Source organism: Mesorhizobium sp. Arg314 (genome assembly GCF_053714275.1).
Genome location: NZ_JBSKBP010000002.1, coordinates 234,454 through 259,978, shown reverse-complemented (window position 1 = coordinate 259,978; position 25,525 = coordinate 234,454). Strand labels below are relative to the sequence as shown.

The following is a 25,525-nucleotide window of genomic DNA, read 5'->3' as shown; positions in this document are numbered from 1 at the left end:
ACGCATGGGCGACTCACTCCACCTTTCAGCGGCAGATCTGGCGGCTTTGACCTTCTTCCTGGTCGTCTGGGTGCTGCATACGCTCGCCTCCGACGGCAAGCTGGTCAGCCGCGTCTCCCTGACGACCGCAATGAACGCCCAGCGCGAGGCCTGGATGCGCAACATGGCTGAACGCGAAATCCGCATCGTCGACACCGCCATCATGGGCGGCCTGCAGCAAGGCACCGCCTTCTTTGCTTCCTCTTCCCTGATCGCGCTCGGCGGCTGCTTTGCCCTGCTCGGCGCTTCCGACCGCGTGCTTCAGGTTCTGGCCGACTTGCCGTTCGGCACGGCTTCGTCGCGCGAAGCCTTCCAGACCAAGGTGTTCGGCCTGGTGCTGATCCTGGCCTTCGCCTTCTTCAAATTCGGTTGGGCCTACCGGCTGTTCAATTACTGCTCGATCCTGATCGGCGCGGTGCCAACCCCGCATGGCCCGGCTTCCCGCAACCCGGTCAGCGAAACGGCGGTCTGGCGGGCGACGCGGATGAACGTGCTCGCCGGCAAGCACTTTAACTCCGGCCTGCGCGCCGTCTTTTTCTCGATCGGCTATCTCGGCTGGTTCGTCGATCCGATGGTATTCGTGGTGTCGACGCTGGTGCTTCTGGCGGTGCTGGTGCGCCGCCAGTTCTTCTCCGCGGCCCGGCAAGCCGTCATCGGTCAGCCGCCCGGTCCGGGGAAGAACTGATCGATCTTGCCGGAGAGCCGGTACGCAAAAAGCCCGATCCATTCGCGGACCGCAATTGTGGTCGCCTGCACCGAATCGACGGGGTTGTCGCGGTAGAAGCCGATGCCTTCCTTGCCCGAGGTGCGATAGTCGACCGGCCAAGGAACGGTCGGAAAACCCGCCTTGTCGAACAGTGCCTTGGCGCGCGGCATATGGAAAGCCGAAGTGACCAGCAGCCAGGTCTCCCCCGGTTTCGGCTCGACAAGCTTTCGCGAGAACACCGCGTTCTCGTAAGTGTTGCGCGATTTGTCCTCGAGGATCAGGCGATCGGCCGAAACGCCGAGCGCTCCGAGCAGCCGGGGTGCGGTGTCGGCGTCGCCCTCGCCGTCGAGGAAAAGCGAACCGTTGCCGCCGGACACGACTATTTTTGCCTGCGGGAAGCGTCTCGCCAGAATCGCCGTCTCGACCATGCGGTCGCCGCCGCTGTTCAACTCATAGCCGCCACGCGCGAGATTGATGGCGCCCTCGAAGCCGCCGCCAAGCACGACGATGCCGTCCACCTTTTCGGGCAATGGCGGCTTGGGAAATCGTTCCTCGAGCGGGTTCAGCATCATCGCGCCAAGCGACGTCCAGGCCGAAAGAACCAGGATTGCTAAGCCGAGCACGCTGCCGGTCGCCGCCAGCCGCCGGCGCGCGAACAGCGCCGCCAGCAGGCCGGCGAGCAGCAGGAAGATGGCCAGGTTGATCGGCTGGCCGAAGAACCAGAAGATTTTCGCAATATGGTAGAACATCCCTCACCTCGTTACAGCGCCGCGCATCCTTTTGGACGAGCAAAGGACGCTGCAACGCTCAATTTTGGCTCATGACCCCGAAAATCGGAGCCTTTCGGGGTCATGAGCCAAAATGAGGACGACGCTACCACCACTTTTCCGGCTGGAATTTGCCTGCGGCCTTTTCGATGACATGCGCGGTCTGGAACAGCGTTTCCTCGTCGAACGGGCGGCCGATCAGCTGCAGGCCGAGCGGCAGGCCCTTGCCGTCGAGGCCAGCCGGCACGGAAATGCCGGGAAGACCGGCCATGTTCACCGTCACGGTGAAGATGTCGTTGAGGTACATCTTGACCGGATCGGAGGCCATGTCCTCGTCGGCGATGCCGAAGGCGGCCGACGGGGTTGCAGGCGTCAGGATGACGTCGACGCCGGCGGCAAAGACGTTCTCGAAGTCGCGCTTGATCAGCGTGCGCACCTTCTGCGCCTGCAGATAGTAGGCGTCGTAATAGCCGGCCGACAGCACATAGGTGCCGATCATGATGCGGCGCTTGACCTCGCGGCCGAAACCGGCGGCGCGCGTCTTCTCATACATGTCGATGATGTCTTTGCCGGGCACGCGCAGGCCGTAGCGAACGCCGTCATAGCGGGCGAGGTTCGACGAGGCCTCGGCAGGCGCCACGATATAGTAGGCCGGCAAAGCATATTTGGTGTGCGGCAGGGAGATGTCGACGATCTCGGCGCCGGCGTCCTTCAGCCAGGCAATACCCTGCTGCCAGAGCGCCTCGATGTCTTCCGGCATGCCGTCGACGCGATACTCCTTCGGGATGCCGACCTTCATGCCCTTGATCGGCTTGCCGATCGCCGCCTCATAGTCGGGCACCGGGCGGTCGACCGAAGTCGTGTCCCTCGGGTCGGCGGAGGCCATCGACTTCAACAGGATCGCGGCGTCGCGCACGTCGCGCGCGATCGGCCCAGCCTGGTCGAGCGAGGAAGCGAAGGCGACGATTCCCCAGCGCGAGCAGCGCCCGTAAGTCGGCTTGATGCCGACCGTGCCGGTCAGGGCGGCGGGCTGGCGGATCGAGCCGCCGGTGTCGGTGGCGGTTGCGCCGGCGCACAGGAAGGCGGCCACGGACGAAGCCGACCCGCCGGACGAGCCACCCGGCACCAGCTGGGCGTTGTCCAAAGTCCGCGCCGTCCTCGTGCCACCGGCGGAGACAAAGCCGCCATCGCCCTGGTGCGTCGTAGGCATCACCACCGTGTCGAGGCGCGAACGCCGCCACGGATTGATGACCGGGCCGTAATAGGAGGTTTCGTTGGATGAGCCCATGGCGAACTCGTCCATGTTGAGCTTGCCGAGCATGACGGCGCCGTCGGCCCACAGATTGGTGGTCACGGTCGATTCGTAGCGCGGCTTGAAGCCGTCCAGCACATGGCTGCAGGCCTGGGTGTGGATGCCTTCGGTGGCGAACAGGTCCTTGATGCCGAGCGGAATGCCCTCGAGCGCGCCGCCCTCGCCGTTGGCGAGCCTTGCATCGGACGCCTTGGCCATGTCGCGCGCCTTGTCGGCGGTGACAGTCACATAGGCGTTGAGCACGGGATTCGCGCTCTCGATCGCCGCAAGGTAGGCCTCGGTAATCTCGGCCGCGGAGATCTCCTTGCCGCGCAGCTTGGCGCGCGCCTCGGAAATGGTGAGATGTGTGAGATCGCTCATCAGGCAAGGCTCTTTTCGTAAAACACCGACCACTCGGAGTCGGGATAATCCAGCACCGGTCCGCAACGCGAAAATCCGGCGCGCTCATAGACGGTCCAGGCGGCGGGGTGCCGATCGCCAGTTTCGAGAACCAGACGCGTCAACCCTTCCTGGCGGGCAAGCGCTTCGACCCGTCCGACGATCTCGGCGCCGATCATGCGGCCGCGGTGCGAAGGCCGCGTATACATGCGCTTGACCTCGCCGACAGCATCGTCATGGCGCTTGAGCGCGCCGCAGCCGACGACCAGGCCATTGTCACGGGCGATGAACACGGTGGTATCCTTGCCGGCCATCTGCTCGACGGTCAGGTGGTAACAATGCTCGGGCGGCGTCAGTTCGAGCAGCGCGGCGTTGAGTTCGGCGACCAGCGCGCGCACGTCGTCCTGCAAAGGCGTCTCGACGGCGATCTTGACAGCCACGGGCTACTCCACCACCTTCGGAACCAAGAAGAAATTCTCTTCCGTTGCCGGCGCGTTGGCGACGATGTCGGCGGCCTTGTTGCCGTCGGTGACGGCATCCTGGCGCTTCTTCATCTCCATCGGCGTGACCGAGGTCATCGGCTCCACGCCCGAGACATCGACCTCGTTCAATTGCTCGACGAAGCCAAGGATGGCGTTCAATTCGCCGGTCATGCGCTCGGCATCCTCCTCGCTCACCGCGATACGGGCAAGGCGCGCGACGCGCTTCACGGTCTGAAGATCAACGGACATGTTCTTTTCGCCTCGGGAAAACCAGTGCGGGCTATAACGGCGCGGCGCTTGCCGCGCAACATGGATGATGCCGGAGTGGCCGCTTGCGGTGCCCCCAGCGTTTACTGAGGCAACACCCCGCCGTCTAGTAACTGCCGCTGTTGCCGGCCTGCTCGCTTTCGTCGTCGACCGGGCGGACCGAGACGGGATCAATTTCGGTCGCCGGCCCAGGTGTCGCGGCCACCACCATCGAAGCGCAAAGAGTCCGTCTCAAGGCCATGGTTTTGTTCCAGATTCCTGATGGAGAAACCTAGATCGTGATCGCCTTGCCGATCTCCGGCAGTGCCACCTTGACGCCCGAGCCTTCCATGCCGGCGACGAACTTGTCGGCGGTTTGGTCGATCATCGGGAAGGTGCCGAAATGGCAGGGAACGACGGTATCGAAGCCGAAAAAGCGGCGGCACGCAAGGGCCGCCACCGCACCGCCCATGGTGAAGCGGTCGCCGATCGGTACGATGCCGATCTTCGGCTCGTGCAGCTCGTTGATCAGCCCCATGTCGGAGAAGATGTCGGTGTCGCCCATGTGGTAGAGGGTCTTGTCCTCCGGGAAGTGCAGGACCAGCCCGCCCGGATTGCCGAGATAGGTGTTGGTACCGCCTTCGCCCCCGAAAGAGGACGAATGCAGCGCCTGGACGAAGGTCGTGGTGAACGGCCCGCAATCGACGGTGCCACCGATATTGCCCGGATTGATCTTGTCGCCGCCGACACCCTGGCCGACGAGATACATGCAGATCTCGAAATTGGCGACCAGCATGGCGCCGCTTTTCTTCTGCACTTCGACCGCGCCGCTGACATGGTCGTTGTGGCCATGGGTCAGAAGAACATGCGTGACGCCTTCCGCCGGCCCTTCCCAGCCGCCCGTCCAAGACGGATTGCCGACCAGATAGGGGTCGATGAGGATGGTGGCGTCCTTGGTCTCGATGCGGAATGCCGAATGTCCGTACCAGGTCAGTTTCATAAATGCTTTCCTCGATTTTTCGGTTGCCGAAAGATAGAACGCTGGCGACAAATTGAAAGTGGCGCAACGCTCCCCAACGTCAAAAGGACGTGTGACGCCCGGATGTCAGAGGAAGCCGTTGGGCATTATTTCAATCGAGGAACTGCCGGAGCGGCTTGCCGGCGGCCGCACGCTCGCCGGGCTCGACCTCGGCGACAAGACGATCGGCGTGGCCGTTTCAGATCGCGGACTTTCTTTCGCCCATCCGCGCCCGGTCATCTTGCGCAAGAAGTTTTCGCTCGATGCCGCCCAGCTGCTCGCCCAGCTCGATAAGGACAATGTCGGCGCGATCGTGCTCGGCCTCCCCGTCAACATGGACGGTTCGGAAGGGCCTCGTGCGCAAAAATCCCGCGCCTTCGCACGCAACATGGCGACGCTTTCCGACTTGCCCTTCGTGCTGTGGGACGAGCGGTTGTCGACGGTGGCAGTGGAACGCACCCTGATCGAGATGGATTTCTCGCGCAAGAAACGCGCCGGCAAGATCGATTCGGCGGCTGCCGCCTTTATTCTGCAGGGAGCGTTGGACCGGCTTCAGTCGCTCGGCCGAGGCGATCTTCGCTGATCGTGCCTTGGCGGCGCTGCCTGATCCATTCGGCGATGTTGCGACGGCGGCGGAAGGCCCAAAGTCCCATCAGCAGGAAAAAGTCAAAAATGCAGGTCCGCGCCACCATGCCCGGGATGATAGCAGGATCGATGCCGAGTATGTGGCCATAAAGCTGGAAAGCGAAATCGTGCACCTGGCGGCTTAGCATCACGTAGCCGAAATTCATGTCGTTTAGCGACAAGTAGAACCATCCCCAGAAGATGGCCATCGGAGCGGCCCAGAGTGCGAACAGCGTGCGCATCAGCGGCTGCCTCCAGGCTTGTTTTCCGGACGGCCGGATATGCGGGAAAGAAGCGAGCTGTGCGCGGCGCCCATCGCCATGCGCGAGGCGGCGCGAACGTCGCCCTCGGGCAAGTTCATTGCAGCAAAGGTGGAGCGGCGTTCGGCCAGCACCGCGACATAGGAGGCAAGCAGCGCCGTCATCTGGATGGCGACGATCATGAACAGGCCGTCGATGCCTTGCGCCACGCCGCCGATGAGGATCAGCGAAAGCAGGAAAGATGCGCAGATGAAGGCAATCCGCGCCACGCTCTCGCCCGCGTCCGGCCTTGCCGCCGCGTTCAGCAGCGTTTCGACGAAGGCCCAGCAGAACAGCACCGCGACGGTCAGGAGCGCGATCGAGAGCGGCGCCACCACGGCAACATTTTCAAACTCGGGAAACCGGCTGCCCTGGATTGAGAGACCAAGCACGCCAAGCGCGGTCGCTATGCCGCGGCTGCCGTCCATGCAGAAATAGGCAAGCAGGGCGAAAACCACCGCCCAATGCAAGGCCAGAACTGAGCTCAACACGTGCCGCATGCGCTTCCCGCTTCGCGGAGACCGGGAGGTTATGGTTAACCTTTCCCTACTCCAGCAAGCAGAGATTGGGCTTTGCAAAGGCCCGCCGCAATGGAAACTATTCGTTAAGGTTAACGGCCATCCACAGGCCGGCAATCCGACCCTTGGAGCATGATGCCGAAAAGTGTGAAGCGGTTTTCGGATGACATCATGCTCTATGATTTTGAGCCGGATCAGGTCACCGGCGGATAAAGCGTGTCGATGATCATGCGTGCATCGTGGCGCGAATCGAGCATGCCGTAGGTCGTGCGCCACTGGCCGCCGAGCCGGGTCTCGACAAAGGCATCGGCGATCCGCCCTGCCCCCAGCCTGCGAAGCTCCGCCGCGGCAGCCGACAGCGCCAGTTGTTCGGTGAGCAGCCGCGCCGAACCCTGGTCGGTCGCCGCCACCTGCATTGCCGCGTTGAGCACGCCGATGGTGCCGCGCCCGCCGGTGCCGAGGTCGCGGTCGATGCCGGCCAGCACCTCCTCGAACAGGCCGGGCGCGCGGCCTAGCACGCGCAGCACATCGAGCGCCATGACATTGCCCGAGCCTTCCCAGATCGCGTTGACCGGCGCCTCGCGGTAGTAGCGGGCAAGCGGCGCTTCCTCGACATAGCCGTTGCCGCCAAGGCATTCCATCGCCTCGTAAAGCAGCTGCGGCGCAATCTTGCAGACCCAGTATTTGACGACCGGCGTCATGGCGCGGGCAAAAGCCGCCTCGCCGCGATCGCTTGCCGCCTCGTCGAAAGAGCGCGCCAGCCGGAACGACAGCGCCGTGGCCGCGGCGACGTCGAGCGCCATGTCCGCCAGAACCCGCTGCATCAGCGGCTGGTCGATCAGGTTTGAACCGAACACCTGGCGATGGCGAATGTGATGAATGGCCTCGGCGAGCCCCGCCCGCATCAGCGCCGATGAAGCGACCGCGCAATCGAGCCTGGTCAGCGTCACCATGTCCATGATCGTCTTGACGCCGGCGCCGGGGTCACCGACCATCTCGCCGATCGCGTTGACGAACTCTACCTCCGACGAGGCGTTCGAGCGGTTGCCGAGCTTGTCTTTCAGCCGCTGGAAGCGGAAGCCGTTGCCGGAACCGTCGCCCAGGATGCGCGGGACCAGGAAACAGGACAGCCCCTCCGGTGCCTGACCGAGCACCAGGAAGGCATCCGACATCGGCGCCGACATGAACCATTTGTGGCCGGTCAACCGGTAAAAGCCACTGCCGGTACGCTCGGCGCGGGTGGTGTTGGCGCGTACATCGGTGCCGCCCTGCTTTTCCGTCATGCCCATGCCGAGCGTCAGACCGGTCTTCTGCACCGGCGGCTTCTGCGTCTGGTCGTATTTGCGCGTCGTCACGCGCGGCGCCCATTCGCGGAAAAGTTTCGGGCTTGCCATCAAGGCCGCCAGAGAGGCGCTGGTCATGGTGATAGGACAAAGGTGCCCGGTCTCGAGTTCTGCCGTCAGGTAAAAGCGCGCCGCCCTCACCTGATGGCGACGGCCGATCTCGGCATCGCCGTTTTCCCACACCGAGGAATGCAGGCCGCCAGCGACCGAGCGGCGCATCAGGGCGTGATAGGCCGGATGGTACTCGACCAGGTCGAGGCGGCGGCCCTGGCGGTCATGCGTCCTCAGTTTCGGCGTGTCGGTGTTGGCAAGGCGGGCGAGTTCCTGCGCCTCCTGCGTCATCACGAACCGGCCAAGCCCGTCGAGATCCTTTCGCACGGGGTCGGAAAAACGCTCGGCAAGCTGGATGAGCAACGGATCGCCCCGCCATGCATTGCCGCCGGTCAACGGCGGCGGCTGGTTGATCACCTCGTCGGTCACGCCCAATCCTTCAGTTGCCCAGTCCTTCAGTTGGCCGAGAGGTCCTTACCATTTACAAGGCCGCGGTCACGAATCCGAAGCCACTGGGCCTTATAGCCCAAGCCATACAAGGCGCGCGACGAAAATACCGGGGAGAACGCACGCAATCCGAAGCTGGCGCTTGCGGCTGGTCGGGCCGCACCCTATAGCAGCGCCTTGAGATGACCGACGCTTCGTCCCTGCCGCTCTTTCCCCACCGCCATCTTCTGGGCATCCGCGATCTTTCTCCCGCCGATATCGAGCTGTTGCTCGATCGCGCCGACCGGGCCGTGGCGATCTCGCGCCGGCCGGAAAAGAAAACCTCCACGCTGCGCGGCCGCACCCAGATCAACCTCTTCTACGAGGCTTCGACGCGCACGCAGTCGTCCTTCGAGCTGGCCGGGAAAAGGCTTGGCGCCGACGTCATGAACATGTCGGTGGCAAGCTCCTCGGTGAAGAAGGGCGAGACGCTGATCGATACGGCGATGACCCTCAACGCCATGCGGCCGGATATCCTGATCATCCGCCACCAGTCGGCCGGGGCGGCAGCCCTTTTGGCCCAGAAGGTCGGCTGCTCGGTGGTCAATGCCGGCGACGGCGCGCATGAACATCCGACGCAGGCGCTGCTCGACGCACTGACCATCCGCCGCGCCAAGGGGCCGCTGTCGAAGCTGATCGTGGCGATCTGCGGCGACATCCTGCATTCGCGCGTCGCCCGCTCCAACATCATGCTCTTGAACGCGCTTGGCGCGCAGGTGCGTGTCGTCGCGCCCTCGACGCTGCTGCCGTCCGGGATCGACAGGATGGGCGTGATCGTCGCGCGCTCGATGGCCGAGGGGCTGAAGGATGCCGATGTCGTCATGATGCTGCGCCTGCAACGCGAGCGCATGGAGGGCGCCTTCGTGCCGTCGATCCGAGAATATTTCCACTATTTCGGCCTGGATGCCGAAAAGCTGAAGGCCGCCAAGGACGATGCGCTGGTCATGCATCCCGGCCCGATGAACCGTGGCGTCGAGATCGCCTCCGAAATCGCCGACGGACCGCAAAGCGTCATCCAGGAACAGGTGGAGATGGGTGTCGCCGTGCGCATGGCGGTCATGGAAGCGCTGCTCGACCCTCGTCGCAACTTTGAGAGCCGCAACCTTGAGGGGCGCGGCGCATGAGCGTGACCGTCTTCAGCAAGGCGCACATTGTCGACCCGTCGCGGGGCGTCGACGAGATCGGCAGCGTCATTGTCGACGGTCGCAGGATCGTTGCGGCCGGAAAGGCCGCATTGAACCAGGGCGCACCGGAAGGCGCCACGGTCGTCGACTGCGCCGGCAAGACGATCGTTCCGGGCCTTGTCGACGCGCGCGTCTTCATCGGCGAGCCCGGCGGCGAGCATCGCGAAACCATCGCTTCGGCAAGCGTCGCGGCGGCGGCGGGCGGCGTAACTTCCATCGTCATGATGCCCGACACCGACCCGGTGATCGACAATGTGGCCCTGGTCGAATTCGTGCTGCGCACGGCAAAAGACACGGCAAGCGTCAACATCTTCCCCGCCGCCGCGATCACCAAGGGCCTCGAAGGCCGCGAGATGACCGAATTCGGCCTGCTGCGCGAGGCAGGCGCCGTCGCCTACACCGACGGCCGCCATACGATCGGCAATGCGCTGGTGATGCGTCGCGCGCTCACCTATGCGCGCGATTTCGGCGGCGTCATCGCGCACGAAACCCAGGACGCCGACCTCGCCTCGTCCGGCGTGATGAACGAAGGCCTTTACGCAAGCTGGCTCGGCCTGTCGGGCATTCCGCGCGAGGCGGAGCTCATCCCGCTTGAACGCGACCTGGCGTTGGCACGGCTGACCGGCGGTGCCTATCACGCGGCCAAGATCTCGTCTGCCATGGCGGCCGGCGCAGTGAACCGGGCAAAAACGGATGGGGCCAATGTCACGGCCGGCGTCGCCATCCACAATTTGTCGCTCAACGAGAACGATGTCGGCGAATACCGCACCTTCTTCCGGCTGACCCCGCCTCTGCGCGCCGAGGACGACCGGCTGGCGATGATCGAAGCAATCAAGGACGGCACTGTAGACATCATCGTCTCCTCGCACGACCCGCAGGACGTCGATACCAAGCGCCTGCCCTTCGCCGACGCCGCCGCCGGCGCCATCGGGTTGGAGACGCTGCTTGGCGCGGCGCTCCGGCTCTACCACAATGGCGACGTGCCGCTGCTGAGGCTGATCGAGACGCTGTCCACCGCGCCGGCAAGACTGTTCGGCCTGCCGGGCGGCACGCTGAAGCCGGGGGCTGCGGCCGATCTCGCGCTGGTCGATCTCGACGAGCCGTGGATCGTCAGCGAAAGCGGCCTGCGCTCGCGCTCGAAGAACACCTGCTTCGAAGGTGCGCGCCTGCAGGGCAAGGTCTTGCAAACGATGGTGGCGGGCCGCACAGTGTTTTCTGCATAGACTACCCATCGCTTTGAGCCCTGCCGAACCTGCCCGGCAGAGTTGCTTGGCGAACCCTCCCGACTCTACCATTATGACCAACTGATGCCCGAGCAGGGCCAGCTCTTGCAAACCATGGTTGCATCGCGCACTGTATCTCAATCCTAGGGAGCAGACGGAGCGAGAGGAAATATGGGGGAAACAATGGGTTACGCGATCGCGCTCGTCTTCGGCTATCTGCTCGGCTCGATCCCGTTTGGACTCTTGATCACTCGCGCGGCCGGGCTCGGCGACGTCCGCAAGATCGGCTCCGGCAATATCGGCGCGACCAATGTTCTGCGCACCGGAAACAAGGGCCTTGCCGCCGCCACCCTGCTGCTCGACGCGCTGAAAGGCACGGCCGCCGCCTTGATCGCCGGGTATTTTTCGCCCGACTACGGGCTTCTGGCAGGCTTCGCCGCCTTCCTCGGCCATCTCTTCCCGGTGTGGCTCGGTTTCAAGGGCGGCAAGGGCGTCGCAACCTATCTCGGCGTGCTGCTCGGGCTTGCCTGGCAAGGCGCGCTGGTCTTCGCCGTCGTCTGGCTCGCGATGGCCTTCCTGTTCCGCTACTCCTCGCTGGCAGCGCTGGCTGCGGCGGTGGTCGTGCCGATCGCGCTCTATTTCATGAGCCAACCGCAGATCGCCGGATTGTTCGCGGTGATGAGCCTGGTCGTCATCGTCAAGCATCGCGCCAACATCTCTCGGCTGCTCGCCGGCACCGAAGGCAAGATCGGGGCGAAGGGATGAGTGCGCCGACCGCCGGCCCGCGGCTCAGCGACCGGCAGCGGCTTGCCTGGCTTCGCCTGATCCGCACGCTCAATGTCGGCCCGGCCTCATTTCGCGAGTTGATCAACCGGTTCGGCTCGGCCGAAGCCGCGCTCGAAATGCTGCCCGAACTGATGATATCGGGTGGCGCCAATCGTATCGTCCGAATTCCCTCGATCGCCGAAGCCGAAGCGGAACTGGAGGCCGCCCGACGTGCCGGCGCCCGCTTCGTCGGTATCGGGGAAGCCGAGTATCCGCCATTGCTGAAGACCCTCGACAACCCGCCGCCGCTGCTGGCGGTGAAAGGCGAAGGCGCGGTCTTCCGTTTGCCGGCGGTGGCGATTGTCGGCGCCCGCAACGCCTCGCTTGCCGGCATCAAGATGGCGCGCATGCTGGCGGCCGATCTTGGCCGCGACGGCTACGCCATCGTCTCCGGCCTGGCGCGCGGGATCGACACGGCCGCGCACAAGGGCAGCGTTTCGACCGGCACGGTCGGCGTGCTGGCCGGCGGGCTGGATGTCCCCTACCCTCCCGAAAATGCCGGCCTGTGCGACGAGATCGCCGATCGTGGCGGCGCCATCGTTTCGGAGATGCCGTTCGGCTGGCAGCCTCGCGCCCAGGATTTTCCACGCCGCAACCGCCTGGTCGCCGGCATGGCGCTGGGGTTGGTGGTAGTCGAGGCGGCACAGCGCTCCGGGTCGCTGATCAGCGCCCGCCTCGCCAACGAAATGGGCCGGCTGGTCTTCGCCGTGCCGGGCTCGCCGCTCGATCCGCGCGCCGCCGGCTGCAACGCGCTGCTCAAGGACGGAGTCACGCTCGTCACCGAAGCCGCCGATGTGCTCGGCGCGCTGGCGCCGCTTGCCAGCACCCGTCGCCCGAGAACCGCGCCGCTTGCCGAGGCGCCCGACATGTCGGCCATGCCGCCACCCGCCGAAAGCGAGCGCGCCGATGTGCTGGAAGCGCTTGGGCCCACGCCGATCGCGGTGGACGATATCATCCGCCACACGGGATTAAGCGCTGCGCAGATTGCGATGGTGCTTTTGGAACTCGACCTCGCCGGAAGGTTGGAGCGCCACGCTGGGGGCAATGTGTCGCTGATCGCGTGACCTGCGGCGTCGCGCGCAGGTTCAGACTTCATTACCGGAACAGATATTTGGACACTTCCGGATTGCCGCGGCGCCACATGACATTGTCGAGGAAGTAGTGGTGCACGTTGATGAAGATCAGCACGATGAAGAAGAACAGCGAGGAACCGAGGACCTGCTTGTCATACGGAATCATAGCGGTCAGCACGAACGGGATCAGCGAGAAGCCGAGATAGCCAAGGGCTGCGCCCCCGATGATGAATCCGAGAACCCGCAGCCTGTAGCGAGGCCCAAGCGCGGATAGTATTTTCGGCTCTAGATCCCGCGCGGCGTCCGAGACGTCACGCTCGACATTGGTCTGATAGCGCCAGACCACGGCAAGGTATTGGAGCGAGTGGAGCGCCGGCACCACGAGCAGCCAGAGCGGGTTTATCCTGGCAATCAGGATCCATAGATAGAGCGAGGCGACATAGGCCACGATGCCATTGTAAGGCAGGCCGCCACCGTTCCTTCGCCAGCGGCTGACCAACATCAGAAGCGTGGCCGCCGTCGATCCGACCGCCGCCACGACGGCAATGTCGGTGATCAAGGGTGGCGCTGCGAAGGTGTAGTACTGAAGGCCGTAATACTGCCCCTGGGTTACCGCCGTATTCGTCTGCAGCCAGGCCAGGATCCACACCGCGTAGCTGTTGACCAGCAGCATTTTCTTATCCCGGCCATCGAAGAATTTGCGCTTGAGCACGGCGTCGACCATCAGCATGCCGTAGCCTTGCTTGACGTAGTGCCAGCCGACGAAGAAGAACATGGCGTTGGCCGCAAATCCGAGCAGCCGCGTGTTAGACGTTGCCGCGCCATAAACAAAGAACAGGGCCATAATCACCGGAACGATGACGCCGGCGAAAAAGTAGCGAAGCTGCAGGCTCCTGTCATAGCCGTCGCCACGTACCTTCCGACCGAAATTGCGGTAGAAAATCTGGTAGGAATGGGCGAAGTGCGGATAGTTCACCAGATAGGCAACGACGACCATCGTCGCGGCCAAGGGACCTTCATAGTCGCGCGGCACGAGAAACAAGATCGGCAGGATCACAAACGCGCTACCGCCGAGCATGAGGAAGTCGGCGACCGGACCGAAGAGATATCTGCCAGGCGGCGTCGCGGCCTTGGGGGCCTGAGCATCTATCGAAAGGTCTAGTGCCATCCTGGAGCCTCCCTCGGAGGCCCGAGTTTAACCACGACCCGGTCGAGGGACAAGGTTGCCGCTGGCAGGTTGCCGCTGGCAGCGTCTCGCCAGTCTTGGGAAGACCCCCCGGTCAAGCCGAGGCGGTGGCAGCGATCTTCATCAGCCGCTTTCTGGCCTCTACCACTCGCTTCTGTTCCGACCTTATGCGGCCGCACAGCGCGAGATTGATGCCGACGCCACATTCTCCATCCAGCATTTCTTTTGCGTGATTGAGCGAAATCTCTGCGCGCTTGACGCGCAGTCTGGCCCTGGCCAGTTCAAAGTTCAGTACGTCCACTGTCCGCATCCCGAATTGCGGTCCCTTCGATGGGGAAACAGCCGCGGATAGCTTTGGTTCCGGTTGCCGCAGTCGGCTCGGCCCAATGTCGAAGCCTCGGCAGTCCGGTTCGCAATCTGCAGTTCACAATTCAGGCTGTGACGCCAGACAAGCGGAGCCGCCGTTAGCCCTAGCCTCCAGTGCTGGCCGCTCGGGCAGGAACATTAGCGCATCCTAACGGTTCTCTCTGGGAAATCCTTGACGACCTTAAGGAAGGTGAAGCATGGCCGGGTTGGCATTCGCTTTCGTATATTATTCAGGACTGACCGGCCAGGAAATGCCAGGCGCCGTCGCGTCGTTGATGGCGGGCCTGCTCCTCTACCATGTTATGCGCGAGGACCGGCCAAACCGATAGCTCCTGGCCACCACGACCGCAACGGAACGAGCGGCCCGGCAGGCTGACCGGGGAGGCCAGCAAACGCCGGGCCTAACCGGCGGGGCTCGGGGGCGAGACACGGCACCGGCTGACGATAAACATACGCGCTTGCTGGAATGATCGGCACCATCCATAAGGACGAAGCCGGGAGTAAATGTTCCGCTGCAGAGCGGCAGCGTAGAGACCGTCATTTGCAAGTCGATCCCACACGGAGAAACAGGCCGAGTGCGCGGCCAGAGCCAGAATTGTGCGCATTGGAACTCCCCACAGGCGCCCGAAAACGCACAATGGTAGGGTTGTCTGCAAATGCGAACTATTGCTCCGAAGGACGTAGCCGCGCTTCACCCGCAACGATGGAATACTCGCTTGGCTGGACGGAGCACATCGACCAGCGCAAGGCCGGCATCGTCGACACGAGGGCTTGGAACGATCCCGAGGGCGGGCCCGATTTAGACTGGACTGGCCACGGCACCCGGTTGGCAGCTTGGCGAGTTGATGGATGACCGCGAGGGCGACGACGGGCGCGAGTGCGAAAGCTCAGCGGCCTCTGACATTCCCTCGATTGCGCGAATGTGGCCCGCATGCTCAGGTGGCCGGGTCTTCGCATTGTGGAACAACAGCGTCGGGATTCCAGTTAACCCGGTATGCCGACTAAGGTCAAAGAACCACAACCGAAGCCCGACCAGAGGAAGCCGCCTGTGCGTCCCGACAAGGCTGGATCGCCAGAGCCAGGCCACGCCGATCCGCCCCCATGTTCGCGCAGGCACTTGCCAGCGCTCAATCGGGTTTCACAGGCACCCAGCCCACGGCGAATGACAATCGCGCCTGGACAGTGTGGATGAACATCGAGGCCAACACGCGCAAAACCGCGCAGTTGCTCGATGAGATCAAGACGGCCACGGCCTCAAGCTCATCCGCGCTCGGCGGCGGCTCCTCATCGTCGGGTGGATCGTCCGGGACAACCGACAATTCGGCATGGATGGCCGCCTTCAACCAGGCCTTCACGTCCGCGCAGTCGAATTATCAGGCCGCGCGCATGGCTGGCGGCGGCGATGGCATCGTGCCGTTTGCGCAGGGGCTGGTAGCGACACCGCTGCAGATCGCGACCAACGCCGCCAATCTCGCAACTGGCCTGGGCGGCACGAAGCCCGTAGGCCTCAGTGGCAAGATTGGGACCGGCTTCGACTCGGGCGGCATGATCGCGCCAGGCGATACGCAGGAGGTGCGGTTTTTCAAATCGCCGGCCGAGACCGTTGGCATCTTGACACCCGGCCAGATGTCGGCGCTGCGCGGCGAAAACCAGAACCAGCCGGCGGCGTCGAACTCCAGTGAGCGGCCCATCGTCGTCAATCTCACCCAGAACCATAATTGGAATGGAGTGCAGCCGTCCAAAGACAGCTAGGCCGAACTCCGCCGCCAGACAGCGCTCGGCGTCGGTGATGCTCTGAGGTCGATCAATGGTCGATAGGACACTCCCGAGGCCGCCGCCAGAGTTAGCTGACCTGGTTGAGGCCAGCCGCAAGGGATTCCGGGCGCAGTTCGGAAGCTTTCAAGACGCGCAGGTCTCTGCCTACGCCCTCGGAGCGTCGGAGGATGGCGCCTGGCTGGCCTTCCGGTTCATCATGCCCGACGGTTCCGACCACCGGTTCACGTTACGCGCAGAGTGGGTCCCGCAGTTTGTTGTCGAGCTTGCCGGCGCGACCGACGACATGAACGAGCGGCGAGTCGCTACGGCCATGAAGGCGATGCCAAGGAAGGGGCAGGCCTGATGCCGTTCCTCGCCCTCATCGCCTCGCGTCGGGCGTCCCAAGCCTATGCGGGCTGAAGGTTTCCAGTCGAATGCTCACGCATCCTCAGCACCAGCAGTCGCGTCGCTGCAAACGGTGCCATGACGATAAACGTCATAGCGATGCTACCGGCGACTGACGCAAGACAAATCCCGGCAGGGACGTAGCAAACGGCTTCCATGACCTAACCACCTTTCCCTTCAATCCACAGAGGGAAGGCCAGCAGAGATATTGTGCCGGCCCTCCCGCTCACGTCATCTTCGGGTTCTATCGACGGAGGACGTGACTGGCTAAGCTCGGGCCTTTCGACCCGAGCAAGCGTCAGGAAATATCAGCTACCGGCGCCGGTGCCCTTGACGCAGGTGCCGTTCGTGCCCGCGACAGCGGTCGAGCCCTTGCCGTTCAGAATGTCGCAGAGGCCGCCAAAGCGTCCGCTGACCCAGAGGCCGATTGCGACAATCGCAAGGATAGCCGCGCCGGCGATGATGCCGACCAGGATCGAATATTCGACCATTGCCGCGCCACTTTCGTCAGTGCGGAACTGCGAAACAATGTCCATAAGCTTCGTCATGTGAACTCCCCTATTAACCCGTACAAACCCGGACGGAGGTGCCCCTGAAGATGCTCATCCCTCGGTCCCTGCAACCAATCCTTTGCTTGTAGGGTCTTGGAGTCAAAGGAAAATTAGCAATTCATTAACTGTGACCCGCCTGGAACCATCACGCCGCTTTACCCGTAAGGTGCTGAAAGACAATGCAAATTTGTCCCAATTAACTTTGAGCCGAATAGGCGCACGTTAGGCGATTGATGACAGGCTGAAGGTCCGATCGAGAATATATCCGGTTATTCGCGCCGCTCAGGCAGTGCGCTTACCTGATCAGGTTGGCGCAAGTGGCTGCCGGGGAAGGATTCGACACGCGTAGCTCCCGCACGCACGATTGATACGGGCCGAAGTAGATGACCAGGGCGGTGGCGACCACGATTGCCGCTGCGATTATCAATGCGCCTTTGATTATCGGGCTCACCCGGCAATAGCCATGCCGATGCCTATGCCGAGCCCGATTGCAACGCCAAGGAGAAGCATGCCGGCAAAGCCTAGAGCGAAGACGCGGGCTTTGCCCCAAACGTCTGTGCGGGGCTCTCTGAGGGCGCTGGAAATGTCATCGAAAACCGTTTCCATGTCGCAACCATAAATCGAAACCTGGAATCTGTGAATCCCCCCTCGATATGGCGTCATCGCACCAGCCATTAGCGATGGCTCATGTCGCCTTGTCCATCAGCGGCCTTTTCCTCGTCGGGCGGCTTATAGGCGGTCACCAGCCTGAGCGTATCCATGTTCACCGTCACTGGCACGCCGAGATTCACCGTCACCCCACTCGCCATCGATATGGGTGACGTCGCCGATGAGTTCCATTGGCTGGCCCTTTTTCACCTTAGACGTGCGGTCTATGATCGAATGCGGGAAGCCATAGGACGGGATCGAAACGCTTACGCGGTCATCGGTGACCCGGCGGCGCACCGTAGCCGTGATCGCAACCTCGTCACCGATGTTTATTGCGCCCTTCGCCATGCTATGAGTCTGGCGCGGCGGGCGGCTTCGCCAAGCGACTGCTAATATTCGCGGCAGCTCTTTCACCCTTCGTTCACCATATGAGCGCAACCTAACGTTAGGTCATGCCCGGTACAGCGTACATGCCCAAAGAGCCCTAGCGCCGATCCCCCCTCAGCGCTGGGGCTTTACTTCCGCACAATCCAATCCAGCAAAATCGACCGCGGATGAGCGGGACTGAAGTCGCATCGCGCAGCGCATAGGTCCCGAGCATGAAACATTATAGCTCGGCATTGCATTGTGTTTCCGGACTGGTGCTGTTGAGTCCCTTTCGCGCCAGTCTAGTTGCCAAAACTAAACACCCGCTGCGCCATGCCACATGCAGCGGGTGTTTTTTGATGGGGTCTGTCTTACGGAACAGGGCGGTTTGGCCTCCTCGGCTCCGGCAAACTGACACACGGATTTGCGGCCAATGCGGCTAAGCGCCAGTCTCTTAGGCACATCTCCCTTGCCAGTATCTCACTGCAATCATCATCAGCGGTCCGTCGACTTTTCTTCGCGGCAAGCAGATAGTCGGCTCTGTTCGTTCGATAGTCTTCTTTTTTCGCAGACATCGTTTCCTCCCGGATTCCGCAGGCATTGCCCTCCTTCTGGCCTGACGGGAGACGCACTAGCTGCCGATATATCGCGCGAGTCCACCAATTGGGGATTGTGTAGAACGATATATCCCCGGTGGCACCTAGCCACAGGAAAACCTTAAGACGCGCGGGCGCTTGGGTGGTGTAGGGACAGCAGCTCCGACAAGGGCGACGATGATGGTTGAAATCCCAGACTACCTGTTCATGACTTCCGCAGCCTTACCCCGGCGCCGCCGCCATTCTCGGGAATGAACTCAACGCCGGCCGCTTCGAGGGCGCGCTTCACCTTGTCTCTGGTGTCAGCATGCATGCCTCCGCGCTCGTTCTCGTAGCGCGTCAGGGTGGCAGTCGTGACGCTCGCCATTTCCGCCAAGTCGCGCACGCCGATCTTTAGCGCGGCCCGCGCCATTCGCATTTGAGAAGGCGTCAAATTATCACCCTGTGCTGACTAGTTATCACTGTGTGTTGACATTAACACCAGACACAAAGTAATCTATCACAGTGTAACAACTTTTCCAAGGAAACACACCATGCCGAACACCCATGTTCCGGCTGCCGGCGAAGCTATGCCCGGCGTCGAGGGAATGCAGATCATCACCGGGAGATTTTCCCGCCGCGCTATGCTTGTTGGCGCAATAGCGTCCGTGCCTGGCATAGCGGGCGCTACGGCGCTTCCCGTGGCTACGGCAGCGCTGACACTTCAAGAGAAGGCCGACAATGTTTGGAGAGCCGCAGAGGCGCTTCTCCAGGCGATGACCGACCTTCATGGCGTTCCCTGCAAGATCGGAATCGGCAGCGATACCGATTGTATCCTGGTCATGACAAAAGTGCTGCGCTCATGAACGCCGTTGTTAGAAGCCTAAAGCCCTTCGGCATACCGGACGGCGTTGATCCCCGCACATGGCGGCAGGCCATCGAAAAGGAACTCAACGCGCTCTTCGACAAGGCTACGGCCTTAATCACTGCGCTCGACCTCATGGAGATCGATTGCGACCTTGAAGACGGGGCCGATGCCGAACCGTGGCTTGGCTGGGGAGAGCGTGGCCCCAAGACCCTCAGCAGTGTGTTCCTTGACGGTCGCGGCAGCGCCTATGACGACCGGGAGCTAGAGGACGAGCACGGCGGCGATATCAACGACGAGCCGCATGACAGCGACGAGCTTGAGGAAGACCACGCCGAGCGCGATTTCCCCGGCTTTATCGAGGGAGGCAACGAAGATGGCCGTTGAACGCCTCATTCTCGACAAGCAGTACACTGGCAATGAGGCCGTTGACGTGATGGATCGTGCGCTCGATCTGCTCCGCGTTGTCCGGCTCGCTATCAACGCATTCGAGGCCGACCCGTCGAACGTCTCGAAAGACGAAATGGCCTCGATCGCCTATGTGCTGATCTATGCACAGGACGTTCTCAAACCGTTGAGAGACCACCTTAACAAAAAGGACGCGGCATAAATTCCGCATGGTGCTTCCGTGCATTGCCAAGCACATGCTAAAGCTAAGCCGTCCTCGTTGAGAGTGACATCCCTACTTCGGCCCGGCGGCCTTTTCGGCTACCGGGCCTTTTTCTTTCACCAAGGCTGCTGGCGACCTGCCTCATCGCCTTCTTGGCGAGGTCGCCACAATCGAGATCCGCGCAGCCACACCGCATCGGGCGTCAGCTTTTTGAATGCCGCCAGCACTTCAGCCTTGATCGCAATGTTGCCGTTGGCATTGAAGTATATGCAGTCCTCGTCCGCTTCCTCGTAAAGCCGGTTGGCCGCATCGTCCTGGGAGAGCCAGCCATGCTCGTTGAACATTGCGAGCATCAGCTCGGCACCTTCCGCCGGCGTCATTTCTTTTCGGCCGACACCGGTTCGATCGCATCGATTGGAAACAAACCACCCTCTCGTTTCGCACCTGCGAACGACATTGTGCCAACGCGATCGCCACCACCAGGCGCAGGGTCTGTTATCGTCATCTTCGGCCCGCCAGACTTAAGCATAACAACATCGCCGACTTTGAAAGCCATTGGTATTACCCTCCGTAAGAATGAAAACGACGAAGCTCTACTAGCCCGGTGAACTTCATATCGCAATTGGCACTGCGACCGTTTAGTGGCTTCGGGTCCCGGACTTTTCCGGACATAGTGCGGACACGGATTTTTGACGGACACAGAAACACGGGCTCACCTCTAGCAACTATCTGATTTTGCTTGGTTTTTGGTGAGCGCGTCGGGGTTCGAACCCGAGACCTACTGATTAAAAGTCAGTTGCTCTACCGGCTGAGCTACGCGCTCCCGCGGGCTCGGAAATGCCGCCCTCGAAATTGCGCGGAACATAGGGAGAGTGGTGCGGCCGGTCAACCGGAAAAAGATGCCGTCCGAGGCCGATCTTGCCGGGGTTTCCGCGAGGTCGCTCGGAGGTTTCCGGGAATGACGGGGCACACGCCAGACCGCCTGCTTTGAAAGCCTCGGATATTTCAGAAACCTCTACAATAACAATGGTTTGAGATCCATTCGGGAACCGTTGCAACCTCCAGCCCGTTTCTCCGGCACAAGGGACGTCAACCATCCGTTCGAGGAGAAGAGCATGAAAAAGATCGTGTCGGGCTTGCTTGCCGCCACACTGTCGGTTTCGTTCGCCGCCGCCGCGGCAGTGCCTGCCAATGCCGCGCAGGTGTTCATCCCACAGGCTTCGCCGGCTTCGTCCGACATCCAGACGGTCGCGGAGCGCGATTTCCGCTGGAGACATAACCACTGGCGTGGTGAACCGCGTTTCTCGCGCAATGACGGCATGTATTGGAACGGCCATCGCGGCTATCGCGAATATCGCCACGGCTATCGCCGTCATGGCGACTATTGGTTCCCGCTTGCTGCTTTCGCCACCGGCGCGCTGATCACCGGCGCTATCGTCAACAGCGAGAACAACCGTGTCTATCGCGGCAACTCGCATGTCCAATGGTGCTATGACCGCTACCGCTCATACCGCGCCTCGGACAACACCTTCCAGCCTTACAACGGCCCGCGTCAGCAGTGCGTTTCGCCCTACTGACGGCCTCCGGTCAGTACCCAAGGCCGTTGACTGAGCCCGTGCCTCACGTGTCACGGGCTCTCTCTATTTCCTATCTCAGTTCGCACTCAAAGTCCTGCGCACGGCGTCGCGCCAGCCGGCCAGCTTCGCCGAGCGCGTCGCTGTATCCATCTCAGGCTTGAAGCGCCGTTCGAGCGCCCAGCTCTTGGCGAATTCCTTTGCCTTCGGCCACACGCCGGCCTTCGATCCCGCCAGCCATGCCGCGCCCAAGGCGGTCGTCTCCAGGATCGTAGGACGGTCGACCGGCGCATCGAGAATGTCGGCTAGCCGCTGCATGGTCCAGTCGGAGGCCACCATGCCGCCGTCGACGCGAAGCACCGTCTTGGCGGAGGCGCCTTTCCAATCCTTGCGCATGGCGTCGAGCAGGTCGCGCGTCTGGAAGGCCACGGATTCGAGAGCCGCGCGCGCGAACTCGGCCGGGCCTGAATTGCGCGTCAGGCCGAAGATGGCGCCGCGGGCGTCCGCGTCCCAATGCGGCGCGCCAAGCCCGACGAAGGCCGGCACCAGATAGACCTGCTGCGCCGGGTCGGCGGTCGCCGCCAGCGCGCCGCTCTGGTCGGCCTTGCCGATCACCTTGATGCCGTCACGCAGCCACTGCACGGCGGCCCCCGCGATGAAGATCGAACCTTCCAGCGCATAGGTGGTCCTGCCGTTCAACCGGTAGGCGATGGTGGTGAGCAGCCGGTTCTTCGAGCGCACCAGGTCGGCGCCGGTGTTGAGCAGCGCGAAACAGCCGGTGCCGTAAGTGGATTTCATCATGCCGGGTGCGAAGCAGGCCTGGCCGATCGTCGCCGCATGCTGGTCGCCGGCAACGCCTAGGATCCGCATCTCGGCCCCGAACAAGCTCTTTGCGGTGACGCCGAAATCATCGGCGCAGTCTTTCACCTGCGGCAGGATCGCAGCCGGTATGTTCAGGATCGAAAGCAGCTCGTCGTCCCAGACATTCTTCTCGATGTTGTAGACCAGTGTGCGCGAGGCGTTGGTGGCATCGGTGGCGTGCACTTGGCCAGCGGTCAGCCGCCAGATCAGGAAGCTGTCGATGGTGCCGGCGAGCAGTTCGCCTTTCTCGGCACGCTTGCGCGCGCCCTTCACCTTGTCCAGCATCCAGGCGATCTTGGTGCCGGAGAAATATGGATCGAGCAGCAGGCCGGTCTTCTTTGTGAATTTTTTCTCCAGCCCCCGCTTCTTCAGCTTCTGGCAGAGCTGTGCCGTGCGCCTGTCCTGCCAGACGATCGCATTATGGATCGGCTTGCCGGTCGCCCTGTCCCAGATGACGACGGTCTCGCGCTGGTTGGTAATGCCGATCGCAGCCACGTCCGATGCCGTGCGGCCGGCAGCCTTCAGCGCCGCCTTCACCGTGGCGAGAACGCTTGCCCAGATGTCCTCCGGATCATGTTCGACCCAGCCGGAGGCCGGATAGTGCTGCGCAAATTCCTGCTGGCCGGTGCCGGCGACTTTCATCTTGTCGTCGAACAGGATAGCCCGGGTCGATGTCGTTCCCTGGTCGATGGCCAGCACAAAACCGCCCATTCCGCTTCCTCCACCTTATGCAACAGGGGAGACGGCCAAACCGCCTCCCCTGCATTCCTTTGCGAACTTTGCGGCTCGCGTCGGTTGTTACTTCTGCCAGCTCTTGACCAGCTCGTCATAATTGACGGTGATCGGCTTGTCCTTCTCGTTCTCGACCTTGAGCTGTGGTGCAAGGTTGCCCTTCGAGACGGCCTCCTTGTTCCAGTAGTCGAGATCGTGCTCCTCGGCCATCTTCGGTCCGATATCGCCCTGCACGCCCGACTTCTCCAGGCGTTCCAGCACCTTCTCCTGGTCGGCGCAGAGCGAATCCATCGCTTCCTGCGGGCTCTTCGCACCGGACGACGCGTCGCCGATGTTTTGCCACCAGAGCTGCGCCAGCTTCGGATAGTCCGGAACGTTGGTGCCGGTCGGGGTCCACTGCACGCGCGCCGGCGAGCGGTAGAACTCGATCAGGCCGCCGAGCTTCGGTGCCCGGTCGGTGAAGCTCTTGTCATGGATGGTGGAGTCGCGGATGAACGTCAGACCCACCTGGCTCTTCTTCACGTCGACCGTCTTCGACACCACGAACTGCGCGTAAAGCCAGGCGGCCTTCGCGCGGTCGGTCGGGGTCGACTTCAAAAGCGTCCACGAACCGGCGTCCTGGTAGCCGAGCTTCATGCCGTCCTTCCAGTAGACGCCATGCGGCGACGGAGCGACGCGCCATTTCGGCGTGCCGTCATCGTTCACGACCGGCAGGCCGGGCTTGACCATGTCGGCGGTGAAGGCCGTGTACCAGAAGATTTGTGCCCGAGGAGAACGTTCAGAGTGCCGTGCTGAAGCGTCAGCGACACGTCGCGGATGTGCTCCTGCGCGCCGACCGTCTTGGTCACGTTCCTCAGTTCCAGCATCACGCCTCCTCCCAGGCCTTGCGCAACAGCGGTCGATCCTTATTCCGCCGCAGCGACATGGCGGCTGCTCAGTCCGCGCATGAATTCTTCCAGTGCCGCCGTCTGTTCACGGCTGAAATGCAGGCCGCGCTTGGTGCGGCGCCACAGCACGTCCTCGGCGGTGACCGCCCATTCGTTTTCAGCCAGATAGCGAACTTCCGCTTCAAAAACGTCGGCTCCGAAATTGCGGCCGAGATCGGCATTCGACTTGGCGAGCCCGAGCAGCTTTTCCGCGCGCGTGCCGTAAAGCCGGGTGAACCGGCGCGCCAGCCGCTGGTCGAGGAACGGATAGGTGCTCTTCAGCCTGGCGACCTGGGCATCGAAACCGGTCGCCGGAAAATCACCGCCCGGCAGCGGCGCGTCATGCGTCCAAGGCTTGCCGCGCTTGCCGAGAAAACCCTCGATCTTCTCCAGCATCGATTCCGCCAGCCGGCGGAAGGTCGTGATCTTGCCGCCGAAGGCGTTGACCAAGGGGGCCGCGCCCTCCCCGCCATCGGCCTTCAGCACATAGTCGCGCGTCGCCTCCTGCGCCTTGGAGGCGCCGTCGTCATAGAGCGGGCGCACCGCCGAATAGGTCCAGACGATGTCGGAGCGCGTCACGGGTTGCGCGAAATATTCGCTTGCCGCGGCGCACAAATAGTCGATTTCGGCATCGGAGATCTTCACCTCATGCGGATCGCCAGGATAGTCGCGGTCGGTGGTGCCGATCAGCGTGAATTCTTCCTCGTAAGGAATAGCGAAGATGATGCGGCCATCCTTGTTCTGGAAGAAATAGGCGCGCGGATCGTCGAACTTCTTGCTGACGACGATATGGCTGCCCTGCACGAGGCGGACATTGTGGACTTCGTTCTGGCCGACGGCGGTCTGCAGCACGTGATCGACCCACGGGCCGGCGGCGTTGACGAGAAGCCGCGCGCGAACCTCTTCAGTTTCACCGGTAAGCACATTCTGTACTTTCACGGTCCAAAGCGCGCCGTCGCGCCGCGCGCTGACGACCTTGGTGCGGGTGCGGACAATGGCGCCCCGGTCGGCGGCGTCACGGGCGTTCAGCGCCACCAGGCGCGCGTCATTGACCCAACCGTCAGAATATTCGAAAGCCTTGCGGAACAATGGCTTGAGCGGCTTGGCTGCCGGATCGCTGGCCATGTCCAGCGTCTTCGTCGCCGGCAGCAGCTTGCGCCCGCCGATATGATCGTAGAGGAAAAGTCCGAGCCGGATCAGCCAGGCAGGCCGGAGGCCCTTGGCGTAAGGCAGCACGAAGCGCATCGGCCAGATGATATGTGGCGCGTTCTTCCACAGAACCTCGCGCTCCATCAGCGCTTCGCGCACGAGCCGGAACTCGTAGAATTCGAGATAGCGAAGGCCGCCATGGATGAGCTTGGTCGAGCCTGACGAGGTTCCGCTGGCGAGATCGTTCATCTCGGCGAGATATACCGAAAATCCGCGACCAACGGCGTCGCGGGCTATGCCGCAGCCATTGATGCCGCCGCCTATGACGAAAATGTCATGGATCGGAGATGCGTCCAAGGAATCCTCCAACGATTTCGCATTG

The 25,525-nt window shown here is 62.6% G+C and carries 31 protein-coding genes, 1 tRNA gene and 2 pseudogenes; 12 read left to right on the top strand and 22 right to left on the bottom strand.

Annotated features, from left to right (window positions below; genetic code table 11):
- Positions 1 to 4: 4 nt before the first annotated feature.
- Positions 5 to 724: a DUF599 domain-containing protein gene (locus ACWGS9_RS03360; protein WP_454503878.1), complete on the top strand. Its 720-nt coding sequence runs from the start codon at positions 5 to 7 to the stop codon at positions 722 to 724.
- On the opposite strand, the gene ACWGS9_RS03355 is transcribed toward ACWGS9_RS03360, so the two are convergent.
- The 6 genes from ACWGS9_RS03355 to ACWGS9_RS03330 all read right to left on the bottom strand — a co-directional run bounded on the left by ACWGS9_RS03355 (position 697) and on the right by ACWGS9_RS03330 (position 4,930).
- Positions 697 to 1,494 (bottom strand): YdcF family protein, encoded by a 798-nt coding sequence (locus tag ACWGS9_RS03355; protein WP_454503877.1) that lies wholly within the window; start codon positions 1,492 to 1,494, stop codon positions 697 to 699. The two genes, ACWGS9_RS03360 and ACWGS9_RS03355, sit on opposite strands and share 28 nt — an antisense overlap.
- Before the next feature lie 124 nt (positions 1,495 to 1,618).
- Positions 1,619 to 3,184, bottom strand: coding sequence for an amidase (locus ACWGS9_RS03350; protein WP_454503876.1), 1,566 nt, complete (start codon positions 3,182 to 3,184; stop codon positions 1,619 to 1,621).
- A complete protein-coding gene (locus ACWGS9_RS03345) occupies positions 3,184 to 3,642 on the bottom strand; it encodes a GNAT family N-acetyltransferase (protein WP_454503875.1) in 459 nt (152 codons plus the stop codon). The genes ACWGS9_RS03350 and ACWGS9_RS03345 overlap by 1 nt, the downstream gene beginning before the upstream one ends.
- Before the next feature lie 3 nt (positions 3,643 to 3,645).
- The gene (gatC, locus tag ACWGS9_RS03340) at positions 3,646 to 3,933 is read right to left on the bottom strand and encodes an Asp-tRNA(Asn)/Glu-tRNA(Gln) amidotransferase subunit GatC (protein WP_027166257.1); all 288 of its coding nucleotides are present in this window, start codon (positions 3,931 to 3,933) and stop codon (positions 3,646 to 3,648) included.
- A gap of 124 nt (positions 3,934 to 4,057) precedes the next feature.
- Positions 4,058 to 4,192 (bottom strand): hypothetical protein, encoded by a 135-nt coding sequence (locus tag ACWGS9_RS03335; RefSeq protein WP_454503874.1) that lies wholly within the window; start codon positions 4,190 to 4,192, stop codon positions 4,058 to 4,060.
- A 30-nt stretch (positions 4,193 to 4,222) separates the two neighbouring features.
- Positions 4,223 to 4,930, bottom strand: a complete 708-nt coding sequence (locus ACWGS9_RS03330) for a metal-dependent hydrolase (RefSeq protein WP_454503873.1) — start codon at positions 4,928 to 4,930, stop codon at positions 4,223 to 4,225.
- A gap of 118 nt (positions 4,931 to 5,048) precedes the next feature.
- Between ACWGS9_RS03330 and ruvX the strand changes: the two genes are divergently transcribed.
- Positions 5,049 to 5,531: a Holliday junction resolvase RuvX gene (gene ruvX / locus ACWGS9_RS03325; protein WP_454503872.1), complete on the top strand. Its 483-nt coding sequence runs from the start codon at positions 5,049 to 5,051 to the stop codon at positions 5,529 to 5,531.
- Here the strand turns inward: ruvX and ACWGS9_RS03320 are convergent.
- From ACWGS9_RS03320 to ACWGS9_RS03310, 3 genes are all read right to left on the bottom strand, one after another.
- Positions 5,473 to 5,814, bottom strand: coding sequence for a DUF6105 family protein (locus ACWGS9_RS03320; protein WP_454503871.1), 342 nt, complete (start codon positions 5,812 to 5,814; stop codon positions 5,473 to 5,475). The genes ruvX and ACWGS9_RS03320 overlap by 59 nt on opposite strands.
- Positions 5,814 to 6,371 carry a hypothetical protein gene (locus tag ACWGS9_RS03315; protein WP_454503870.1) on the bottom strand — a complete coding sequence of 186 codons (558 nt, stop codon included), beginning with the start codon at positions 6,369 to 6,371 and terminating at the stop codon, positions 5,814 to 5,816. Before ACWGS9_RS03315 ends, ACWGS9_RS03320 begins: the two co-directional genes overlap by 1 nt.
- A gap of 212 nt (positions 6,372 to 6,583) precedes the next feature.
- Positions 6,584 to 8,212 (bottom strand): DNA alkylation response protein, encoded by a 1,629-nt coding sequence (locus ACWGS9_RS03310; RefSeq protein ID WP_454503869.1) that lies wholly within the window; start codon positions 8,210 to 8,212, stop codon positions 6,584 to 6,586.
- Between the two features lie 200 nt (positions 8,213 to 8,412).
- Between ACWGS9_RS03310 and ACWGS9_RS03305 the strand changes: the two genes are divergently transcribed.
- From ACWGS9_RS03305 to dprA, 4 genes are all read left to right on the top strand, one after another.
- Entirely contained in the window at positions 8,413 to 9,393 is a 981-nt protein-coding gene (locus tag ACWGS9_RS03305; RefSeq protein WP_454503868.1) for an aspartate carbamoyltransferase catalytic subunit, read from the top strand.
- Positions 9,390 to 10,676, top strand: coding sequence for a dihydroorotase (locus ACWGS9_RS03300; RefSeq protein ID WP_454503867.1), 1,287 nt, complete (start codon positions 9,390 to 9,392; stop codon positions 10,674 to 10,676). Before ACWGS9_RS03305 ends, ACWGS9_RS03300 begins: the two co-directional genes overlap by 4 nt.
- 183 nt (positions 10,677 to 10,859) lie before the next feature.
- Entirely contained in the window at positions 10,860 to 11,441 is a 582-nt protein-coding gene (plsY, locus tag ACWGS9_RS03295) for a glycerol-3-phosphate 1-O-acyltransferase PlsY (protein WP_454503866.1), read from the top strand.
- Entirely contained in the window at positions 11,438 to 12,565 is a 1,128-nt protein-coding gene (gene dprA, locus ACWGS9_RS03290; protein ID WP_454503865.1) for a DNA-processing protein DprA, read from the top strand. Before plsY ends, dprA begins: the two co-directional genes overlap by 4 nt.
- Before the next feature lie 31 nt (positions 12,566 to 12,596).
- Here the strand turns inward: dprA and ACWGS9_RS03285 are convergent, their stop codons facing one another.
- Together ACWGS9_RS03285 and ACWGS9_RS03280 are read right to left on the bottom strand one after the other, a co-directional pair.
- Entirely contained in the window at positions 12,597 to 13,742 is a 1,146-nt protein-coding gene (locus tag ACWGS9_RS03285; protein WP_454503864.1) for a hypothetical protein, read from the bottom strand.
- Positions 13,743 to 13,854: 112 nt separating this feature from the next.
- Complete coding sequence (locus tag ACWGS9_RS03280; RefSeq protein WP_454503863.1) at positions 13,855 to 14,061, bottom strand: hypothetical protein; 207 nt, start codon at positions 14,059 to 14,061, stop codon at positions 13,855 to 13,857.
- A 1,166-nt stretch (positions 14,062 to 15,227) separates the two neighbouring features.
- On the opposite strand from ACWGS9_RS03280, the gene ACWGS9_RS03275 reads away from it, so the two are divergent.
- Both ACWGS9_RS03275 and ACWGS9_RS03270 read left to right on the top strand, forming a co-directional pair.
- Positions 15,228 to 15,878, top strand: a complete 651-nt coding sequence (locus ACWGS9_RS03275; RefSeq protein WP_454503862.1) for a hypothetical protein — start codon at positions 15,228 to 15,230, stop codon at positions 15,876 to 15,878.
- Between the two features lie 55 nt (positions 15,879 to 15,933).
- The gene (locus ACWGS9_RS03270) at positions 15,934 to 16,245 is read left to right on the top strand and encodes a hypothetical protein (protein WP_454503861.1); all 312 of its coding nucleotides are present in this window, start codon (positions 15,934 to 15,936) and stop codon (positions 16,243 to 16,245) included.
- Positions 16,246 to 16,594: 349 nt separating this feature from the next.
- On the opposite strand, the gene ACWGS9_RS03265 is transcribed toward ACWGS9_RS03270, so the two are convergent.
- The 4 genes from ACWGS9_RS03265 to ACWGS9_RS03250 form a co-directional block, all read right to left on the bottom strand.
- Positions 16,595 to 16,834, bottom strand: coding sequence for a Flp family type IVb pilin (locus tag ACWGS9_RS03265; RefSeq protein WP_454503860.1), 240 nt, complete (start codon positions 16,832 to 16,834; stop codon positions 16,595 to 16,597).
- A gap of 450 nt (positions 16,835 to 17,284) precedes the next feature.
- Positions 17,285 to 17,512, bottom strand: coding sequence for a hypothetical protein (locus tag ACWGS9_RS03260; protein ID WP_454503859.1), 228 nt, complete (start codon positions 17,510 to 17,512; stop codon positions 17,285 to 17,287).
- Positions 17,512 to 17,634 carry a hypothetical protein gene (locus tag ACWGS9_RS03255; protein ID WP_454503858.1) on the bottom strand — a complete coding sequence of 41 codons (123 nt, stop codon included), beginning with the start codon at positions 17,632 to 17,634 and terminating at the stop codon, positions 17,512 to 17,514. Before ACWGS9_RS03255 ends, ACWGS9_RS03260 begins: the two co-directional genes overlap by 1 nt.
- Positions 17,635 to 18,652: 1,018 nt before the next feature.
- Positions 18,653 to 18,859, bottom strand: coding sequence for a helix-turn-helix domain-containing protein (locus ACWGS9_RS03250; RefSeq protein ID WP_454503857.1), 207 nt, complete (start codon positions 18,857 to 18,859; stop codon positions 18,653 to 18,655).
- A 175-nt stretch (positions 18,860 to 19,034) separates the two neighbouring features.
- Between ACWGS9_RS03250 and ACWGS9_RS03245 the strand changes: the two genes are divergently transcribed.
- From ACWGS9_RS03245 to ACWGS9_RS03235, 3 genes are read left to right on the top strand one after another with little or no spacing between them, the layout of a single operon-like run.
- Positions 19,035 to 19,292: a hypothetical protein gene (locus ACWGS9_RS03245; protein WP_454503856.1), complete on the top strand. Its 258-nt coding sequence runs from the start codon at positions 19,035 to 19,037 to the stop codon at positions 19,290 to 19,292.
- Positions 19,289 to 19,678, top strand: a complete 390-nt coding sequence (locus tag ACWGS9_RS03240) for a hypothetical protein (protein WP_454503855.1) — start codon at positions 19,289 to 19,291, stop codon at positions 19,676 to 19,678. The genes ACWGS9_RS03245 and ACWGS9_RS03240 overlap by 4 nt, the downstream gene beginning before the upstream one ends.
- On the top strand, positions 19,668 to 19,901 hold the full coding sequence (locus ACWGS9_RS03235) for a hypothetical protein (RefSeq protein ID WP_454503854.1): 234 nt from the start codon (positions 19,668 to 19,670) through the stop codon (positions 19,899 to 19,901). The genes ACWGS9_RS03240 and ACWGS9_RS03235 overlap by 11 nt, the downstream gene beginning before the upstream one ends.
- A gap of 116 nt (positions 19,902 to 20,017) precedes the next feature.
- Here ACWGS9_RS03235 and ACWGS9_RS03230 read toward each other — a convergent pair whose 3' ends face one another.
- From ACWGS9_RS03230 to ACWGS9_RS03220, 3 genes are all read right to left on the bottom strand, one after another.
- Positions 20,018 to 20,281 carry a DUF6953 family protein gene (locus ACWGS9_RS03230; protein ID WP_454503853.1) on the bottom strand — a complete coding sequence of 88 codons (264 nt, stop codon included), beginning with the start codon at positions 20,279 to 20,281 and terminating at the stop codon, positions 20,018 to 20,020.
- A complete protein-coding gene (locus ACWGS9_RS03225; RefSeq protein ID WP_454503852.1) occupies positions 20,278 to 20,457 on the bottom strand; it encodes a YodC family protein in 180 nt (59 codons plus the stop codon). The genes ACWGS9_RS03230 and ACWGS9_RS03225 overlap by 4 nt, the downstream gene beginning before the upstream one ends.
- Positions 20,458 to 20,648: 191 nt before the next feature.
- Positions 20,649 to 20,724 (bottom strand) — tRNA-Lys (locus ACWGS9_RS03220).
- A 292-nt stretch (positions 20,725 to 21,016) separates the two neighbouring features.
- Here ACWGS9_RS03220 and ACWGS9_RS03215 point away from each other — a divergent pair.
- Positions 21,017 to 21,478 (top strand): BA14K family protein, encoded by a 462-nt coding sequence (locus ACWGS9_RS03215; protein ID WP_454503851.1) that lies wholly within the window; start codon positions 21,017 to 21,019, stop codon positions 21,476 to 21,478.
- Positions 21,479 to 21,553: 75 nt separating this feature from the next.
- Here the strand turns inward: ACWGS9_RS03215 and glpK are convergent, their stop codons facing one another.
- The 4 genes and pseudogenes from glpK to glpD all read right to left on the bottom strand — a co-directional run bounded on the left by glpK (position 21,554) and on the right by glpD (position 25,500).
- Positions 21,554 to 23,047 carry a glycerol kinase GlpK gene (glpK, locus tag ACWGS9_RS03210; protein ID WP_454503850.1) on the bottom strand — a complete coding sequence of 498 codons (1,494 nt, stop codon included), beginning with the start codon at positions 23,045 to 23,047 and terminating at the stop codon, positions 21,554 to 21,556.
- Positions 23,048 to 23,134: 87 nt separating this feature from the next.
- Positions 23,135 to 23,830: pseudogene (locus tag ACWGS9_RS03205) on the bottom strand (carbohydrate ABC transporter substrate-binding protein); the annotation flags it as partial.
- Positions 23,818 to 23,934, bottom strand: a pseudogene (locus ACWGS9_RS03200) (ABC transporter ATP-binding protein); the annotation flags it as partial. The pseudogenes ACWGS9_RS03200 and ACWGS9_RS03205, both read right to left, overlap by 13 nt.
- Positions 23,935 to 23,973: 39 nt before the next feature.
- Positions 23,974 to 25,500: a glycerol-3-phosphate dehydrogenase gene (glpD, locus tag ACWGS9_RS03195; protein WP_454503849.1), complete on the bottom strand. Its 1,527-nt coding sequence runs from the start codon at positions 25,498 to 25,500 to the stop codon at positions 23,974 to 23,976.
- Positions 25,501 to 25,525 lie beyond the last annotated feature (25 nt).